The following is a 17,070-nucleotide window of genomic DNA, read 5'->3' as shown; positions in this document are numbered from 1 at the left end:
CGCCAAGTTCATTCCAGACCGACGCCGGCGCCGGTTTTTTTCTGTTCAATACTCCGCCTTGCCTGATAAACCGCCGCCAAACTGAATATCCCCAAAACCACCAGATAATAAGCAGGGGCCAAATCGTCGCCGGTCGATTTAATCAACCAGATGCAGATCAATGGCGCAAAACCGCCAAATAGAGTCACGGCGATGTTGTAACTCAAGGCAATGCCTGTGGCCCGGCTTGCCGGCGGAAACAAATCCGCCATCACCGAAGGAATCACGGAAAAATACAGCGCCTTGAGCAAAGCCAGCCACATCACCAAAAATATCAGACTGGTTTGACTGAGCTGCTGGCCCAATAGATAGAAGCCTGGATACGTGGTGAGCACTACCAGCAGCACCGACCATTTCATCAAAGTCATACGCCCTATTTTTTCCGCCCACAGTCCAGCCAGCGGGGTGACCACCGTCAGAATCACTCCCCCGACAAAGGTGGAGGTATAAGCGTCAAGACTGGGCAACTTCAGGGTTTGAGTGGCATAGGTGGGAATATAACTAATGACATAATTAATGGCGGTGGAGACCATCATTAAACCGATAGCGGTAAAAAATCAGGTTTTTTGCCGTAAAAATATATTTTTCAGCGGCTGCTCATCTTGCAAACCCTGGTGAAAACCGGGAGATTCATCGATATGGCGCCTAATATACAGCCCCACCGGGCCGATCAGCAGGCCAAAAAAGAAGGGAATGCGCCACCCCCAATCTTGTATATCCTGCTCGCTCAAAGCGCTCGCCAAGCCCATGCCGAACCCGGCCGCCAACAAGGTGCTGGCCCCTTGCGTGGCAAACTGCCAGCTGGCGATGAATGCCTTGCGCTCGGGGAAGTGTTCCACCAGAAAAGCGGTGGAGCTGCCAAACTCCCCTCCCGCCGAGAAACCCTGGATCAGCCGCGCCAGCACGATCAGCACCGGCGCGGCCATGCCGATGACGGCATAACCGGGCATCACGGCAATCATCAAACTGCCCAACATCATCAGCGAGATCGACACCAGCAAAGAAGCCTTGCGACCGGCCCTATCCGCATAAGCGCCCAAGACAATCGCGCCCAAAGGGCGAATCATGAAAGACATGCCAAAGCTGGCGAATGTGATCAACAGGGAATTGCTGACATCCTCGCTAGGGAAAAAGGCATGGCCGATATAGCTGGCAAAAAACACATAAATGGTGATATCAAACCACTCCAGGCCATTGCCTATGCATGTGGCTATCAAGGTACGGTATAAATTGGGCTTGCCCAGCTTTTCCTCACTCGGCGCAACCGCAACAGAATTAGCCATGTTCTATCCTCTTTGCCCGGCGAACGCTATTCGCAGGCAATATATTGTTAGCCATGCCTGAAATGACCACCTATTTCACCGCTCGGCCAAATCCTTGCCGCACAATGGCACCCTATGTTTTCCCGACTCTCCCAATTCCCAAAAAAGCCGGGTCATGATTTGCAAACCTTCTCTGGCGATGGATTTCAACATATGTTCATTCGCGCCATGCTGGCCACAAGCGGGATAGGAATGGGGAATCCATAAAGTGGGCAGTTGCAGGATGTCGGCAAACACCTCGTTCGGCAGCGAACCGCCGATATTGGGCAGCAAGGCCGGTTTTTTCCCGGAAGCTTGTTGAATAATCTGCAAGGCCCACGACACCAATCGGCTTTCCGGATCAAAACGCGTGGCGGGGGAGCTACTCAATACCTCAACCTCCACCTGTTCAAAACCATGCGCGTCCAAATGCCTGCGCACATGCTGACCGCAGGCTTGCCAATCCGTGCCTACGACGAAACGTAGCTGGCACACCGCAGCGGCGGAAGGAGGAATCGCATTGACTGGTTTCACCGGATCCCCGGCCAGGAAAGACAACACCTCCAGGCTATTCCAGCCGTAAAGTCTCTCCGTCGGACTTAAGCCGGCCTCGCCCCAGTCCGGATCAATCAGCGGATCACCAGGCTGCGGCTCAAGCGCAATATCGCTTAACAACGCCTTCAGGCCGGCGCTCAGCGCCGGAGGCTTCAAGGCGCTCACCTGAATCTGCCCATGCTGATTCACCAGGCAGGCGATGGCGTTGGCCAATTGAATGGCGGGGTTGCTCAAGAGACCGCCCCAGTTCCCGGAGTGATAAGCCTGTTGGCGCGCCTGCAGACTGAGCCTAAAATTAATACAGCCCCTAGAGCCTAAAAACAGGGTGGGCCGTTCCGCGCTCAAACGCGGGCCGTCCGAGGCGATGAAAATATCCGCCGCCAAGCGCCGCCGATGCCGAAGACAGATTTCCGCCAGGCCGGGAGAGCTGATTTCCTCGCCCATTTCGAACAGGATCTTGCAGTTAAAGCCCAAGCGCCCGCCCCTGGCCTGGTACACCTGTTGCAAGGCTGCGAAATTAATCGTGTGCTGACCCTTGTTGTCGGCGCTGCCGCGGCCATACCAGCGATCGCCCTCCTCAAGCAGCGTCCAAGGCTGCAAGCCCTCGCGCCAATGTTCCGCCTGCCCGAACACCACGTCGCCGTGGCCGTAACACAGCAAGGTTGGCAAATCCGCCCCTTCCCGCCGTTCCGCCAGCAAAAACGGGCAATCGGCTTGCACCGGATTGTCGAGCAATTCGCAGGTAAAACCGATGGCGCTCAGGGCTGGCGCGATTTCAGTTTGCAAATACCGCAGCAAACTCTCCCTGCCCTGCGGATCCTGGCTTTCGGTCGCCATCGCCACCCGCCGCGCCAACGCTTGCCGCAGCTCGCCGCGGTCAAAGAAAGCCTGCGCCTGCGCGGCGACTTGTTGTCCAGTCATCATCACAGCCCTCCTTCCATGACATCGCCTTGCGTCAGGGAGAACGCGCTCCGCGCTCGCCCCGCGTCAGCCTGTTCCGCCGCGTCCAGCCGCGCCAGCACCGCGCGGTAATCATCAATGCGCTGGCTGCGGTGCCGCGGCGGCGGGCCTCGTCGCAACCAGTCCTGCACTTGCCGGCGGATCGCCGCCGCGTCATCGACGCAACACACATCGGCAAAGCCGGTGGCATGGCGCTGCTCGCCGCCGCTCAGGCTCCAGATCAACTCGCGGTCGCTTGCGTCGTACTCCGCTGGCCCGGCCTCTTGCTCGATCACCGCCGGCCCATTCAGCCCCAGGCGCGCCTCGCGGGTCAGCAACAAATAGCTGCATAAGCCGGCGGCGATGCCCATGCCGCCAAAACACCCCACCGGTCCAACGCTGACCGCGATCACCGGCCGGTAGCGGCGCAGGTCGACGATGGCTGCATGGATATCGGCAATCGCGGCCAAGCCCAGATTCGCTTCCTGCAGCCTGACTCCGCCGGTTTCCAGCAATAGCAAGGCGGCCGTCGGCCGGCCGTGACGGTTGGCCTCGGCGGCCAGTTCCAGCATGCCGGCGATCTTGGCGCCGGAGACTTCGCCCAGGCTGCCGCCGAGGAAAGCGCCCTCTATCGCCAGCGCGGCGACTTCATGGCCATCCAGCCGGCCTCGCGCCGCCACCACGCCGTCGTCGGACTGAGCGACGATGCCCTGCCGCTCCAGCCATGGCGACTCCAGCCGCTGAAACGGATCCAACAGCTCTCGGAAACTACCGGGGTCCAACAGCTTTTTCAGCCGCTGGCGCGCGCCATGCTCGCTCAGGCGGTCACGTTGCAGAATCTCAACAGCGGCCATCGTCGCCCCCTGTCCGCCGGCCAGTCTCCAGCGCTTGCGCCAGCCGCAACCGGATCACCCCGGGGCTGGCGCCGAAGTCATGGATTTCCAAACGGACCGGCGGCCAGGCCGTCTCAGCGAACACGCGCTCCAGCACCCTGCGCCAAATGAGTTCGGTTCCCGCCAAGGCGGTGCTCACCATGACTTGGCTCACGCCGGACGTTGACGGCTCCAGCAGTACCTCCAAATCCCCGGATCCCACGACCCCGGCCAAGCTCCGCCGGACACCAGGACCAGCCGCTGCCGAGTAAGTGAATGTGTAGCGTTCCATCTCGTAGTCCTCCCTTGCCTGCGTCTGCGCCAGGCTGTCCAACAGTAAGGTCGCCGCCAGCAAATCCGCCGCGCCGCCCGGCGACAAACGGCGGCGGCGCAGGCGCTGGTCCAGCTTCAACAACAGCCGCCATCCCTCTTGACTGGCGCAGCCCCCCGCCTGCAATACCGCCGCCGCGCCGTCTTGCGCCAGTTCCAGGCCGAACCTGCCGCCTCGGGCCAATAAACAGGTGTCGTCCAGCTGCCGCATGATCGCCAGCAGCGCGTCCAGCCGCGCCGGCGTCTCAGCCGCGCCGCGCCGCCGCGCCGCTTGCAGGGCCGGCAGTCCGTGATCCATCACCTGCGGGAAACCGGCTGCCGCCTGATGGCGCGCGCCGCCCACTCCATAGCGGGCACAGACGCGCCCACCCGGCAAGGCAAGCAGCGGCGGCGCGCCGGCATCCTCGACCCGCGCCAGCTCCCCAGCCCGCGCTCCCAAGGCCCTTAGCGGCAGCACAGGCCAAGCGGCGGCGGCCGTCACCAGCAGACCCAGAGCCCAAATCGCGCCGCGATGCGTATTGACGCCGCCGCTGGCGGCCAGCATCGCCGCCTCGGCTTGCCTTCCAGCCGCACCGATCCGGGCGCGCAGCTCCGGCAATCGGTCCTCTCCTGCTCCCTGTTCTCCCGCCTCCGCCATGGCCAGAAAGCCAGGCCGCAGCGCCCGCGCCGACCGGCACAGCAGCGCCCAATCCATGTCCCGGTGCGCGCCGCCGCCTCGCAGGTCGACCAGGCCGGGCTTGGGCGTCAATGTCGCCTCCGCCAACAAGGCCGCCACGGCGGCGTCGGCCAAAGCCGTAGGCGACACATGTCCTGTCCTCGGCTCGGGAGCACAGCTCATCCGGCCCGGCATCATCCGCTCCGAAACCGCGCGGGAGGCCGGTACAGGCCGCCGGACCACTCCACCAGTTCGGCCATGCTTTTGGCCGCCAGCCATTCGCGGCCGGCCTCGCCACGCGCCACGCCCAGGTCCTCCGGCAAGGCCACCAGCCCCTGCCGGCGCAAGCTTGCCCTTTGCGCGGGATCGCTGCGCAACCCTACCGGCGTGACTCCAGCCACCGCCGCGATCATCTGCTGTCGTTGCTCAAGCGATTCCGCCCGATAGAGATAGGCAATGCCGTCCTCGGTCAGAAGATGGGTCACGTCGTCCCCGTAAATCATCACCGGGGCCAGCGGCATGCCGCTGCTGCGGCCTACCGCCAACGCGTCCAGCGTTTCGACGAAGGTGGGCTGCATGTTTTCCTGAAAGGTTTCCACCATCTGCACCACCAGCTTGCGGCCGCGCTCCAGCATCGGTTCCGGCGCTGGGGGGCGCATGGCCAGCCAGGCCGGCGTGGCGTGACGACGGCCGCGCGGATCATGGCCCATATTGGGCGCGCCGCCAAAACCAGCCAGGCGACCACTCGTCACGGTAGAGGAGTTGCCGTCGCCATCGACTTGCAGCGAGGCGCCGATGAACAGATCCACGCCGTATTGCCCGGCCAGTTGGCACAGCAGGCGGTTGGAGCGCAAAGCGCCGTCGCGGCCGGTAAAGAACACATCCGGCCGCGCCGCGACGTAGTTCTCCATGCCCACTTCACTGCCAAAACAGTGCACGCTGTCGACCCAGCCGCTCTCAATCGCGGGAATCAGCGTCGGATGCGGATTCAGCGCCCAATGCCGGCAGATCCGCCCCTTCAAGCCCAAGCGCTCGCCATAGGTGGGCAGGATCAATTCGATGGCGGCGGTATTGAAGCCGATACCGTGATTCAGCGACTGCACCTGATGCCGCTGGTAGATGCCGCGTATCGCCAGCATCGCCATCTGAACCTGCAAGGGTTTGATGTGGCGCGGATCGCGGGTGAACAAGGGCTCCATATGGAAAGGCCGATCCGCCGCCACCACGAAGTCTATCCAGTCGCCGGGGATGTCGACGCGCGGCAGTTCGGATGCGTCGTCGACCACTTGGTTGACCTGGGCGATGACGATGCCGTTGCTGAAGGCGGCGGCCTCCACCAGCGCCGGAGTGTCCTCGGTGCTGGGACCGGTATAGAGATTGCCGGCGCGATCGGCGCTGAAAGCGGCCACCAAGGCCACATTGGGCTGCAAATCCACTAGCAGCCGCGCATACAGCTCGATATATGTATGAATCGCGCCGATCTCCAACAAGCCGTCTTCCAACAGTTGGCTGATGCGCAGGCTTTGCGGCCCGGCGAAAGAAAAATCCAGCCGGCGGGCGATGCCGCGCTCGAACGCGTCCAGGTGCTCGCTGCGGCTGACGCAGGGCATGATCATGTGCAAATCCCGCACCCGCTCCGGGTCCAGCTGCGCCAAGGCCCGCGACAGGAAATCGGCCTGTTTCTGGTTGTTGCCCTCCAGCACCACCTTGTCGCCCGACCGCAACAAGGCCTGCAAAGCGGGGACGATGTCGGCGCCGGCCAACAGCTTGCCCTTCGCCATCGCCCCCAAGCGCTCCACTCGCCGCCGCTTGTCCTGCCGCCGGTGTTCCCAGCCGCGCGTATCGCCCATGAACCATCCTCCAGGCCTTCACTTGATGCAGCTACCTTAAGGACTTGGCAACGCGGCCATCAATCAAGCACACTGGCGCATCATTACTAATAAGTTAATGATTGGCTTCAGCCAGCCGCTGGGAGGTCGCATGTGGACGCACGATGAAGTCACGTTGAAAAAGCTGGGGGTGTTCCTGGCCTTCATGCGCTTGGGAAATATGAGCCGCGCGGCGGAAGCGCTGGGACAAAGCCCGGTCAGCGTGCACCGCGCCCTGCACTCGCTGGAGCAAGCCTTGGCCTGCCCGTTGTTCCAGCGCAGCGGCCGCCGGCTGATTCCATTGGAGTCCGCCCAGGCTTTGCTGCTCAGCGCTGAACGGGCTTTGCTGGAGTTGGAGCATGGCGTGCGCCAGACTCGGGAGGCTGCGGGCTTCGGTTCGGCCAGGCTGCGGGTGGGCGCACTGTACTCGCTGACCGCAGGCGCGCTGCCACGCATTTTGGCGGGCCTGAAAACACGCAGGCCGCAATTGACGGTGGACCTGACGCTGGCCTCCAATCAGGAACTGCGGCAAAAGCTGGCCGATGGCGTGCTGGACGCTGTGGTCATTGTCGCGCGGGAAACACGCGCCGACCCGGCCTGGGTGAGCATCCCCATGTTCGAAGACGAAATCTGCTTCGCCGCGCCGCTCAACTCGCCCTTGGGGCAATCCGAAAGCATCGATTTGGCCACGCTGCCCAAGCTGCCTTTTGTCAGCCTGCATGACAGCTTCGCCACCGGCCAGGATTTCATGCAAGCCTTCGCCATAGCCGGCGTCCTGCCGAATGTGGTGATGCGGGTGGCCGACATTTTTTCGCTGAGCAATCTGGTGTGCGGCGGCATCGGCTATTCCTTGTTGCCGCGCCGCGTGGCCTTGTTCAGCCCGCAGTTGCAGCTGATTCCGCTGGCCGCGCCGTATCGGCGGACCCAGCACATCCATTTACTCTTGGCCAGCAAACGCGAGCGCGATCCCAATCTGCTGGCGCTGGCGGCGGAATGCCGCCTCTACGGCCGCGGCCATTCCCCGCTTATCCCGCCTTCAGCCGCAACGGCACAAGCCTGAAAATACCAAAGTCATTTTTATGGCTATAACTACTACGGTATGAAATTTTTCTAATCACCAAGTAGTAGCCACTGACAAAAAATGACATTGCCGTCACAATGTCGCCCCATCTGAAACTACAAGCCGCTTAGCCATGCCTCGCGCGTTGCCGATCTTGCTCTTGCTATGCCTGCTCTTCGCCGTCAACGCGGCGCAAGCCGGCTTCCGCTCGTTCAGCGAACGGGACGCCAGCGCCTTTTGCAGCGCCGACGCCGGTCTCGGCATCAATCAAATATCCAGCCCCGGCTGGCAAGCGCGTTTCCAGCCGCTGCCAGACGGCAAACTGGCGCGCGGCTACGGCCACGACACCTGCTGGCTGCGGCTCCAGCTACATGATGTGCCGCCACGGCCCTGGCTGGAGCTGATCCCCAGCTATTTGGCCCGCTTAAGCTTATTTCAACCCCTGCCAGACGGCGGCTGGCGAAGGCAGGACATCGGCTCCTGGCGGCCGATGTCCGCGATGGAGCTGCCGCTGATGGCCGCCAGCTTTTCCCTGCAGCCGCACGAACAGACCGTGTTCGTCAAGATCCAGTCCCTGGCTCTGAACGCGCAGCCGCGCCTGTGGAGCGAGCCGGATCTGGTCGCCCACCACAACGAGCGCCTGCTGCAACTGGGCCTGATTTACGGCTATATGCTCACCATGGTGCTGATAGCGCTGGCGGCCTGGCTGATCACCCGCCAAGCGCAGCACGCCAAGCTGTTCGGCTACATCCTGGCGGTGGCCTGCCATCGATTCGCCACCGACGGCATGGCACGCCTGCTGCTGTTTCCGGAGCAGCCCAAGATCGCGCTGCTGTGCAATTACGTCGGCCTGGGCGCCGCCGTCATTCTGGGTTGCGCCTACTTCGCCCATCTGCTGGAGCTGAAGCGAGACTACCCGCGCACCTACCGGCTATACCAGTTGCAGGCCGCCACCGGCGCCGCCACCGTGCTGTGCGCGCTGTTTTGGCCGTTTGGCCTGGCCTACAGCATTCCGGTCACGCTCTACGCCGTCATCTTCATCAATCTGCTGACCTTGCCGGTCTGCTGGCGTCTATGGCAACGCAACGATAGCGGCGACCGCCTGATCGCGCTGCACCTGCCCACCAATCTGGCGCTCAATATCCCCGCGCTGCTATTGCACCTGGGGCACATCCCGTATCAATCCTGGATCCAGGAATACGGCCGGCTGGCCGACCTGCCGCCCATCACCCTGCTCTACATTGGTCTGTTCCTGCGCATGCGCACGCTGGAGCGCGAACGCATCGAGGCGCTGCACCAGGCCAGCCAGGCCCAGGCCGATAGCCTGCGCCAGCGGGAGGCGCGCGAGGAGCAGACCGACCTGCTGGCGATGATCACCCATGAAATCCGCACCCCGGTGGCCATCATTGACGCCGCCAGCAGCAGCTTGCGTCTGCTGGAGGAGGACGCGCCGGAGCCGACGGTGCTCGCACAGCGCCAGGCCCGCCACGAGCGCATTCAGCGCGCGCTGCTGCGGATGCAGGAATTGATGCGGCTGGCCGAACAACACGGCCGCGCCGATGTGAGCGACGCCAGACTGCACGCGCAATCGCTGGACTTGCTGGAGCTGACCCGCCACAGCCTGGAACAGCTGGACGCGGATGAGCAGCGGCGGTTCCGGCTGCAAATCGGCCAAGAGCGCATGCCGCTCTACGGAGACGCGCAGCTGCTGTCGGTGCTGTTGCAGAACCTGATGGAAAACGCCCTGAAATACGCGCACCCGGACACCCCCATTCAAATCGGCATCCGCCGCCAAGCCGACCGCATCGTCTGGCAGATCAGCGACCACGGCCCCGGCATCGCGCCGGGCCAGGAAGAAGCGATTTTCCAGCGTTTCACTCGGCTGGCGGAGACCAGCAACCGTCCCGGCCTGGGGCTAGGCCTCCATCTGGCGCGGCGCATCGCCGTTCAGCACGGCGGCGAACTGGGCCTGGACCCTGACTGGCCTCACGGCGCTAGTTTCATCTTGTATCTACCGAAAGCCGCTCATGACGCATATAGCCTTGCTTGAAGACAATCCGGACCTGCGCGAAGAGTTGCTGTTCCAGCTCAAACGCTGCGGCTATCAAGCCACCGGCCTGGCTTGCGGCCAGGAGTTGGAGCGGCACTTGGCCGAGCATCCCTGCCGCTTGCTGATTCTGGATCTGGGCTTGCCCGATATCGACGGCATGGCGCTCAGCCGGAGGCTGCGCGCCAGCCACCCAGGCCTGGGACAAGTCATGCTCACCGCGCGCGGCGCGCTGGACGACAAGGTTCAAGGCTTGCAGCAAGGCGCCGACGCCTATCTGGTCAAGCCCACCCCGCTGGCGGAATTGCTGGCCACGCTGGCCAGCGTGCTGCGGCGGCTGGACGGCGACGCGGCGGAACGCGCCGACGGGTGGCGCTACCACGCCGCCAACCGCATGCTGACCGCGCCCAACGGCCAACAGTTGCACCTGACCCACGCGGAACACCAAGTGCTGAGCGCAATGCTGCGGCGCGCGCCGGAACCGGCGCACCGCCGCGAATTGGCGGAAGCGCTGGGCGCCAATTACCTGCACTACGATGAGCGCCGGCTGGAAACCTTGATCAGCCGGCTGCGGCGCAAACTCAGCGGCATCGCGCCGCAGCACAATCCCATCCTGGCGGCCCGGGGCGTGGGCTATGGGTTCAGCGAACCCTGCCAGCCGCTTTGACCAGGCAAATAAAACGCGGCCCGGAATCGGGCCGCGTATGGGCGGGGCGAGAATGGACGCCGGCTCAACGGCTGCCGGATTTCTTGCTGTCTCTCTCCTGTTGCCTGGCTTCGCGCTCGGCGGCCCGGATGGCGGCCAACTCCTTGGCCCGCTTTTCCCACGCCAGCCATTCGGCCGGACGTTCCAGCGTGATGCGGCCAATATTGCCATCGCGAAAATCGGTCAGCACGATCTCGGCCGCCTTTTGCACATTGATCTTGCCGCCGGACTGCACCGCGCCGCGCTTGCGGCCTATCATTTCCAGCACCTGCCAGTCCTGCTGGCCGGCGATGTCGTCCAGCTTGTAGCGCGCGGTCAATTCCGGCGCATAGTGCTGGAGCAGATACTTGAGCAGCTCCAGCGCCACTTCCTCCTCGTCCATCGCATTGCGGCCCACCGCGCCGCTGGCCGCCAGATTGTAGCCGCCCTCTTCCACCTCGATCTTGGGCCACAGCATGCCCGGGGTGTCGAACAACTCCACGTCGTCGGCCAGAATGATGCGCTGTTCGTTCTTGGTAACGCCCGGCATATTGCCGGTCTTGGCCACCTTGCGGCTGCTCATGCTGTTGATCAGCGTGGATTTGCCAACGTTGGGGATGCCGCAGATCAACACCCGCAGCGGCTTTTCCAGGCCGCCGCGCGTCGGCGCCAGCTCGCGGCAGGCCGCCACCAGCTTCTGAGCGGGCGCGCGTTCGCCGGCATCCATGCCCAGCGCCTGGGTGTTCTTCTTGGCGCGATACCATTCCAGCCACTGCGAAGTGGCGGCGGCGTCGGCCAGATCCTGCTTGTTCAGAATCATCAGCCGCGGCTTGCCCTTGGCCATGCGCGCCAGCATGGGATTGGCGCTGGAAGCCGGCAGCCGCGCGTCCAGCATTTCAATGACCACGTCGATGTCTTTCAATCGCTCGGCCACATCCTTGCGGGCCTTGTTCATATGGCCGGGGAACCATTGGATTGCCATGCTTCTAGCGCTTTCTTATCGGATCAAGTAGATAGGTTAGACCATTATGGTCCAGCTCCTGCATCAATTGCAGCAGGCGGCCAATTTCGCCGGGGGGAAATCCTTCGCGGGCGAACCAGTTCAGATAGTTGCCGGGCAGATCGCAGATCAGCGTGCCCTTGTGTTTGCCAAACGGCATGGCCCGGGTCACCAGGCTTTGCAAATCATCGGCTTGCATTGCGGCTCCCTTCAAGCAAGTTGCGCATTGTGCCAAAACCGCGGCGCTCTGACCATGCCCGTTGCCCGGCTACGGCTTGACATGGCGCAAACGCGGGCGGGGTTTAGCTGGGGACGAGCAGGCACGGGGTTTAGCATGTAGGCGGCCTTCAAAAACCAGCGGCGTTCGCCGCCCATTTTCCGGTTCGCGCAGAACCCTTGCGGGCGCCGGGCATCATCCATGTCCGCACCCGCCTTTTTTACCGCTTTACTCCGGCATCGGCTTGCCGTCGTTGAAATTCAGAAAACCGCGCACAATGCGGTAGACGTACCACACCCAGGTGACGCCCAGGATCACGAAGCCCACCAGGATCCAGGCCAGGGCCACGCCCAGCACGGTGCCGAGCAAGGCCCACCAGAAAGTGCGGATCTGCCAGTTGAAATGGCTCTCATAGCGCGTGCCGCGCGCATCGTCGCGCTTGACGTAGTTGATGATCACCGCCACCAGGCCGGTCAGGCCGACAAACAGGCTGATTGCCTGCAGGATATAGACCACAAGGGTCAGATTATTCAGTTTGCGTTCGTCTTCTTGCGTAATCACGTCCATCGACATCATGCCTCCCCGGCTCAAAATTTATGCAAAACAATTAACAAGATACCCTAGCCAGCAGCGCTTGCAAGCGCTGCTCGCAATGCCGCGTCAATGCCGCCTCCGCTCTGCCGCCGGCCAAAGCCAGCGCCACTTCGGCGCTGCGGCTCCAGGCTTGCAGGCAAGATTCGCCGCCGGCATCCGCCACCAGGATGGGCAGCGCCGGCGCAAACGGCTGGCCGGTCTGTTCGGACCACGCGCGGCAGCGACGGTTCGCCAAATCCAGCAGGGAAAAGCTCTCCGCCGTCACCAACACATGGCTGAGACCCAGCAGCAGAATGCGCGCCGCCAGCCAATCCGCCGCATCGGCCAACCGCGCAGAGGTCTCCCCGCTCCGTTCGCGCCAGCGTTGCGCCGCCAGCAGCATGGCCATCGCGCGCAGTTGCGGCAAGCGGCTTTCCAGCACGCCGCCGTCGCGTCGCGCGGCGGCCATCCACGCGGCGTCCGGCGCCGGATGGTTGGCGTAGCGTTCGCCGTCGGTCAACACTCTCACCGGCACGGCGTCGCAAGGACATAGCAGGGACCAAGACTGGCGCGCGATTTGCGCGGCATCGCTGACTTCATTCATGGAACGGACCTCCTGGGGTCTGGCCTGGCTTCCGGAGGTCATGTATTTCGGGGAGGAAAAACAAATGCCGCCGGTAGCGCGGCGGCATTTATCGGGAATCTTTACTAGTGCTGGATCAATCTTTCAGTTCACAGCCATCCCTTGGCGCCGCCGGTGTGCGGTACCAATAAAAATAGCTGTTGAAGAAGGCGAAAGATTGAGTCATGTCGTCCATGCTGCCAATAATCGGCCCGGCTTGTCAAGAAAAACCCCGGAGCGCGCTCCGGGGTTTCGCCAAATCATCCCGTTCACATATTGGGATAGTTGGGGCCGCCGCCGCCTTCCGGCGTGGTCCAGACGATGTTCTGGCTTGGGTCCTTGATGTCGCAGGTCTTGCAATGCACGCAGTTCTGCGCATTGATCTGCAAGCGCGGCTCGCCTTCTTCGCGGCCGACGATTTCGTAAACGCCGGCCGGGCAGTAACGCTGTTCCGGCGCATCGTATTTGGCCAGATTGAGCGCCACCGGCACGCTGGCGTCCTTCAGCTTCAAATGCGGCGGCTGATCTTCTCCGTGATTGGTGTTGGAGATGAACACCGAGGACAGGCGATCGAAGGTCAACACCCCGTCCGGCTTGGGGTAGGCGATGGGCGAGCACTCGTCGGCCGGCTTCAGGCTTTGATGGTCGGCCTGGTGATGACGCAGCGTCCACGGGGCCTTGCCGCGGAACAGGAAGGTGTCCAGCGCCGAATAAATCATCGCAGGCCACAGGCCCCAGCGGAACGACGGCCGGATATTGCGTACTCGGTGCAACTCCTCATGCAGCCAGCTCTGCTTGAACTTCTCGCTATAGGCGGTGGCTTCGCGCGCGGGCTGCTCCTGGCCCAGCAGTTCGAACACCGCTTCCGCCGCCAGCATCGCCGACTGCATCGCGGTGTGCGTGCCCTTGATCTTGGGCACGTTGAGGAAGCCGGCGGTGTCGCCCACCAGCAAGCCGCCGGGGAAAGTCAGCCGCGGCAGGCTTTGCAGGCCGCCTTCGGTCAAGGCGCGCGCGCCGTAGGACAGACGGCGGCCGCCCTCGAACACCTTGCGGATCGCCGGGTGGGTCTTGAAGCGCTGGAATTCCTCGAACGGCGACAGGTAGGGGTTCTGGTAATCCAGGCCGATGACGAAGCCCACCACCACTTGGTTGTTCTCCAAGTGGTACATGAAGGAGCCGCCGTAGGTGGCCGTGTCCACCGGCCAGCCCACGGTATGGGTGATGCTGCCCGGCTGGTGCAGTTCCGGCTTCACTTCCCACAACTCCTTGATGCCGATGCCGTAGGTTTGCGGATCGGCACCGTCGTGCAGGCGGAAACGCTCAAACAAGGCCTTGGTCAAGGAGCCCCTACAGCCTTCCGCGAAGATGGTTTGCTTGGCCCACAGCTCCATGCCGGGCTGCCAGGCGTCGGTCTTTTCGCCGTCCTTGCCGATGCCCATGTCGCCGGTGGCCACGCCCTTGACCGAGCCGTCTTCGTGATAAAGCACTTCGGCGGCGGCGAAGCCGGGGTAGATCTCCACGCCCAGCTCCTCGGCCTGCTGGCCGAGCCAGCGACAGAAATTGCCGAGGCTGACGATGTAGTTGCCGTGGTTGTGCATCTGCGGCGGCGTCGGCAGCTGGATGGATTCGGTCTCAGTCAGCAGCAGGAAGCGGTCGGACTTGGCCTCGGTGTTCAGCGGCGCGCCTTTTTCCTTCCAGTCCGGAATCAGCTCATTGAGCACCCGCGGTTCGATCACCGCGCCGGACAGGATGTGGGCGCCGATTTCCGAGCCCTTCTCCAATAGACAGACGCTGACCTCCCGGCCCTGCTCCGCCGCCAGTTGCTTCAGGCGAATCGCCGCGGTCAGCCCGGAGGGGCCGCCGCCGACGATCACCACATCGTATTCCATGTAATCGCGTTCCACTGCATCTCCTTAATCGCGCGCCGGGTTCAAAAGCCCCGCTACCGCATGCATGTTGCATGGCGCGCGATCAAAAATCAAACAACCGTTTAAAAACTGTCAGACGCCCGACCGTCGCCCGCGCGTCTGACTTCAATCTGTAAGGGCTCGCCCTGTTGCAAATGCACATCGCGCTGCGGAAAAGGCAGCTCGATGCCGGCCTTGGCCAGCGCGCCGTCTATCATGTGGCGCAAGTCGCTGGCCACCTGCACGGAGTCGGCGTCGCCGATGTCCAGCCAGTATTCCAGTTCAAACTCCAGCGCGTCGACGCCGAAGTTGCTGAACAGCACCCGAGGCGGCGGTTCCTTGAGCACCAGGCCATGACGCTCCGCCTCCGCCAGCAACAGATTGCACACCTCGCGCGGCGGGTTGCCGTAAGCCACGCCGATGGCGATTTTCCGGCGAATTCGCCGGTTGCTGTACGTCCAGTTGGTCACCGCGCTCTCCACGAAGGTGGAGTTGGGGATCAGCGTTTCGATGCCGTCGCCGGCGCGCACCACCGAAGAACGCAGCCCTATGCTGCTGACGGTGCCGCTGATGCCGCCGACCTGAACGAAATCGCCCACTTTCAGCGGCCGCTCCACCAGCAGCATCACGCCGCTGATCAGGTTCTTCAGCAGGTTCTGAGTGCCGAAGCCGATGCCGATCGCCAAGGCGCCGCCCAGGAAGGCGAACACCGTCAGCGGAATCTTGACCAGATTAAGCGCGAACACCACCAGCAGAGCGATCACGCAGACATAACTCCAACGCCACCAGATATTGGCGGCGGCTTCGCTCACGCCCAAGCGATGCGTGGCCAAACGCCGCAAAGCGCGCAGCAGCGCAGTGCTGGCGGCGTAGCCTATCAGCAGCACCAGGATGGCACCCAGACTCTTGCCGATGGTCACGCTGCGGGTGGCCTGCACTTTCTGGCCGTTGATTTCCACGCTGTCGTCGGCGCTGAACAGCTCATAATTCCACAGCGCCCGCGACGCCTGCAACACGCGCTCGCTTAGCCGGCGGGACACCTCCTGCGGCGTGCCCTCCGCCGGCGCGCCGACATCGAACTCCTGCTGCAGCAGCAGAATGCCGGTCAAAGCCGCCTGCACCGGCTGCTGAGCGGCGTTGACGATGTCCAGCCGCTGGCGCAGCAGTTGCAGCATGGCCAGCGCGTGGCCGCTGCCGCGGTCCAGGCCGATCTCATGCTGCACGTCCGCCATCTTGGCCATCGTCAGCTCGGCCTCTTTTTGCAGATAGTCGCGCACCGCGCCCAACTCCTCGCCGGCCTGGCGGCTGGCGCTGGCCACTTCGGCCAGGTTGGCCGCCTTGCCGGCGTACAGCTGGTAGCGGTATTCCCAAATACCGCCTTCCTGTGAGTTGGCCTCTTGCCGGATGCGCGTCAGTTGCACCGCGAGGTCGCTATTGTCCAGAGCCTGGCGTTGCTCGACAGTGCGCTGGGTCAAATCCTGTAGCAGGGCAGCCTGCGCCGGCGCGTCCTTTTTAAGCTTCAACGCGGCCAGCTGCCTCTCCAACTCCTCCAACTCGGCCTTGGCCCGGCGGCGGCGCTGCTCATGCGCTCCCATTTCCCGCTCCAGTCGCAGGCGTTCCTCTCCCAGCCGCCTTTGCACCCCGTCCAGCTCGGCCGGCTGAAAGCGTACCTGTTTGCCGATGCCGTCCAGTTGCTTGCGCCAAAGTGCCAACTGCGCCTGCAATGTTTGCTGGCGGATGCGCAGCACCTGTCCCAAGGCATCGAACTGCAGCAACTCCGACGCGCTGATGTCGCGACGCCAACGCGCGCCGTCCATCTTCCAGCGCAGCGCCTCGGCCTCTCCGGCAGCCGCGCCCTCCAACTGTTCCCGCGCCTGGCGCAAGCTCACTTCATTAAGCTTGAGGCTGTTGCGCATCGCTTCCTGCATCTGCGACAGCATCAGTTGCTGAGCCTGCTGGGTCTCTTTCTCCCAGCCTCCAGTCTGCAAGCGGCTGCGCAAGCCTTCCACCAAGGACACCGGATAAGGGCCGGCTTGCGCGAAGCCGCTCCAGTTCCGTAAAGCCTCCTCGGCCTCGGCTTGCTGCCTCAGCCGCTGATCGCGTTCGCCCGCGAGATCCAGCTGCCAGGCGTAGGACGCCACCAGACGCTCCAGCAAGGCACGGCGAAACAACAGCTCTCCCGGCGTCACGCCGGCCGGCAGCTTGTCCAGCTTGATGGTTTCCAATTGATCCAGCGCCTGCTGCGCCTCGGCCAGCTTGTCCGTCAGGCTGACAGCGGGCGCCGAAGCCGCCTGCTTCGCCGCGGGCTTGGGCATTGTCGGCAGAGCCGCGTAAGCCGCGGAGCTCGACAAAAACCCGGCAAGCAGACAACAGGCGAAAATGAAGCGGCTCTTCACGCTA

15 protein-coding genes are annotated in these 17,070 nt (G+C 63.2%); 3 read left to right on the top strand and 12 right to left on the bottom strand.

The window, feature by feature from the left end; translation table 11 throughout:
* Window positions 1-8: 8 nt before the first annotated feature.
* The 6 genes from BR71_RS24635 to mdcA form a co-directional block, all read right to left on the bottom strand.
* Window positions 9-575 carry an MFS transporter gene (locus BR71_RS24635; protein ID WP_208854872.1) on the bottom strand — a complete coding sequence of 189 codons (567 nt, stop codon included), beginning with the start codon at window positions 573-575 and terminating at the stop codon, window positions 9-11.
* A gap of 21 nt (window positions 576-596) precedes the next feature.
* Window positions 597-1,322: an MFS transporter gene (locus BR71_RS24630; RefSeq protein WP_208854871.1), complete on the bottom strand. Its 726-nt coding sequence runs from the start codon at window positions 1,320-1,322 to the stop codon at window positions 597-599.
* A 75-nt stretch (window positions 1,323-1,397) separates the two neighbouring features.
* Window positions 1,398-2,819 (bottom strand): M20 family metallopeptidase, encoded by a 1,422-nt coding sequence (locus tag BR71_RS13125; protein ID WP_203391128.1) that lies wholly within the window; start codon window positions 2,817-2,819, stop codon window positions 1,398-1,400.
* Window positions 2,819-3,688 carry a biotin-independent malonate decarboxylase subunit beta gene (locus tag BR71_RS13120; protein WP_052370547.1) on the bottom strand — a complete coding sequence of 290 codons (870 nt, stop codon included), beginning with the start codon at window positions 3,686-3,688 and terminating at the stop codon, window positions 2,819-2,821. The genes BR71_RS13125 and BR71_RS13120 overlap by 1 nt, the downstream gene beginning before the upstream one ends.
* Complete coding sequence (locus tag BR71_RS13115) at window positions 3,675-4,841, bottom strand: triphosphoribosyl-dephospho-CoA synthase (RefSeq protein ID WP_244269628.1); 1,167 nt, start codon at window positions 4,839-4,841, stop codon at window positions 3,675-3,677. Before BR71_RS13115 ends, BR71_RS13120 begins: the two co-directional genes overlap by 14 nt.
* A 44-nt stretch (window positions 4,842-4,885) precedes the next feature.
* Window positions 4,886-6,541 carry a malonate decarboxylase subunit alpha gene (gene mdcA / locus BR71_RS13110; RefSeq protein ID WP_043638021.1) on the bottom strand — a complete coding sequence of 552 codons (1,656 nt, stop codon included), beginning with the start codon at window positions 6,539-6,541 and terminating at the stop codon, window positions 4,886-4,888.
* Between the two features lie 130 nt (window positions 6,542-6,671).
* On the opposite strand from mdcA, the gene BR71_RS13105 reads away from it, so the two are divergent.
* The 3 genes from BR71_RS13105 to BR71_RS13095 all read left to right on the top strand — a co-directional run bounded on the left by BR71_RS13105 (window position 6,672) and on the right by BR71_RS13095 (window position 10,333).
* Window positions 6,672-7,619: a LysR family transcriptional regulator gene (locus tag BR71_RS13105; protein ID WP_043638086.1), complete on the top strand. Its 948-nt coding sequence runs from the start codon at window positions 6,672-6,674 to the stop codon at window positions 7,617-7,619.
* Window positions 7,620-7,752: 133 nt separating this feature from the next.
* Complete coding sequence (locus BR71_RS13100; RefSeq protein WP_043638018.1) at window positions 7,753-9,669, top strand: sensor histidine kinase; 1,917 nt, start codon at window positions 7,753-7,755, stop codon at window positions 9,667-9,669.
* Window positions 9,647-10,333, top strand: coding sequence for a response regulator transcription factor (locus BR71_RS13095; RefSeq protein ID WP_081555504.1), 687 nt, complete (start codon window positions 9,647-9,649; stop codon window positions 10,331-10,333). The genes BR71_RS13100 and BR71_RS13095 overlap by 23 nt, the downstream gene beginning before the upstream one ends.
* Before the next feature lie 64 nt (window positions 10,334-10,397).
* Here BR71_RS13095 and ylqF read toward each other — a convergent pair whose 3' ends face one another.
* The 6 genes from ylqF to BR71_RS23000 all read right to left on the bottom strand — a co-directional run bounded on the left by ylqF (window position 10,398) and on the right by BR71_RS23000 (window position 16,985).
* Window positions 10,398-11,333 (bottom strand): ribosome biogenesis GTPase YlqF, encoded by a 936-nt coding sequence (gene ylqF / locus BR71_RS13090; protein WP_043638016.1) that lies wholly within the window; start codon window positions 11,331-11,333, stop codon window positions 10,398-10,400.
* A 4-nt stretch (window positions 11,334-11,337) separates the two neighbouring features.
* Window positions 11,338-11,550, bottom strand: coding sequence for a DUF3820 family protein (locus tag BR71_RS13085; RefSeq protein ID WP_019100859.1), 213 nt, complete (start codon window positions 11,548-11,550; stop codon window positions 11,338-11,340).
* Between the two features lie 246 nt (window positions 11,551-11,796).
* Complete coding sequence (locus tag BR71_RS13080) at window positions 11,797-12,135, bottom strand: DUF4870 family protein (RefSeq protein ID WP_043638081.1); 339 nt, start codon at window positions 12,133-12,135, stop codon at window positions 11,797-11,799.
* A 40-nt stretch (window positions 12,136-12,175) separates the two neighbouring features.
* Window positions 12,176-12,745 carry a hypothetical protein gene (locus BR71_RS23005; RefSeq protein WP_019100861.1) on the bottom strand — a complete coding sequence of 190 codons (570 nt, stop codon included), beginning with the start codon at window positions 12,743-12,745 and terminating at the stop codon, window positions 12,176-12,178.
* 287 nt (window positions 12,746-13,032) lie between these two features.
* Complete coding sequence (locus tag BR71_RS13070) at window positions 13,033-14,652, bottom strand: electron transfer flavoprotein-ubiquinone oxidoreductase (protein WP_043638073.1); 1,620 nt, start codon at window positions 14,650-14,652, stop codon at window positions 13,033-13,035.
* Between the two features lie 101 nt (window positions 14,653-14,753).
* Window positions 14,754-16,985, bottom strand: a complete 2,232-nt coding sequence (locus BR71_RS23000) for a mechanosensitive ion channel domain-containing protein (RefSeq protein ID WP_156038979.1) — start codon at window positions 16,983-16,985, stop codon at window positions 14,754-14,756.
* Window positions 16,986-17,070: the final 85 nt, after the last annotated feature.

The sequence above is a fragment of the Chromobacterium haemolyticum DSM 19808 genome (assembly GCF_000711885.1).
GTDB classification, from domain to species: Bacteria; Pseudomonadota; Gammaproteobacteria; order Burkholderiales; family Chromobacteriaceae; genus Chromobacterium; species Chromobacterium haemolyticum.
This window is presented reverse-complemented; position numbering and strand designations above follow the sequence as displayed.

Bases quoted from the DNA above. Each gene is read 5' to 3' on its own strand.
- BR71_RS24635 (WP_208854872.1), bottom strand. From the start codon at position 575: ATGATGGTCTCCACCGCCATTAATTATGTCATTAGTTATATTCCCACC.
- BR71_RS24630 (WP_208854871.1), bottom strand. From the start codon at position 1,322: ATGGCTAATTCTGTTGCGGTTGCGCCGAGTGAGGAAAAGCTGGGCAAG.
- BR71_RS13125 (WP_203391128.1), bottom strand. From the start codon at position 2,819: ATGATGACTGGACAACAAGTCGCCGCGCAGGCGCAGGCTTTCTTTGAC.
- BR71_RS13120 (WP_052370547.1), bottom strand. From the start codon at position 3,688: ATGGCCGCTGTTGAGATTCTGCAACGTGACCGCCTGAGCGAGCATGGC.
- mdcA (WP_043638021.1), bottom strand. From the start codon at position 6,541: ATGGGCGATACGCGCGGCTGGGAACACCGGCGGCAGGACAAGCGGCGG.
- BR71_RS13105 (WP_043638086.1), top strand. From the start codon at position 6,672: ATGTGGACGCACGATGAAGTCACGTTGAAAAAGCTGGGGGTGTTCCTG.
- BR71_RS13100 (WP_043638018.1), top strand. From the start codon at position 7,753: ATGCCTCGCGCGTTGCCGATCTTGCTCTTGCTATGCCTGCTCTTCGCC.
- BR71_RS13095 (WP_081555504.1), top strand. From the start codon at position 9,647: ATGACGCATATAGCCTTGCTTGAAGACAATCCGGACCTGCGCGAAGAG.
- ylqF (WP_043638016.1), bottom strand. From the start codon at position 11,333: ATGGCAATCCAATGGTTCCCCGGCCATATGAACAAGGCCCGCAAGGAT.
- BR71_RS13085 (WP_019100859.1), bottom strand. From the start codon at position 11,550: ATGCAAGCCGATGATTTGCAAAGCCTGGTGACCCGGGCCATGCCGTTT.
- BR71_RS13080 (WP_043638081.1), bottom strand. From the start codon at position 12,135: ATGGACGTGATTACGCAAGAAGACGAACGCAAACTGAATAATCTGACC.
- BR71_RS23005 (WP_019100861.1), bottom strand. From the start codon at position 12,745: ATGAATGAAGTCAGCGATGCCGCGCAAATCGCGCGCCAGTCTTGGTCC.
- BR71_RS13070 (WP_043638073.1), bottom strand. From the start codon at position 14,652: ATGGAATACGATGTGGTGATCGTCGGCGGCGGCCCCTCCGGGCTGACC.
- BR71_RS23000 (WP_156038979.1), bottom strand. From the start codon at position 16,985: ATGCCCAAGCCCGCGGCGAAGCAGGCGGCTTCGGCGCCCGCTGTCAGC.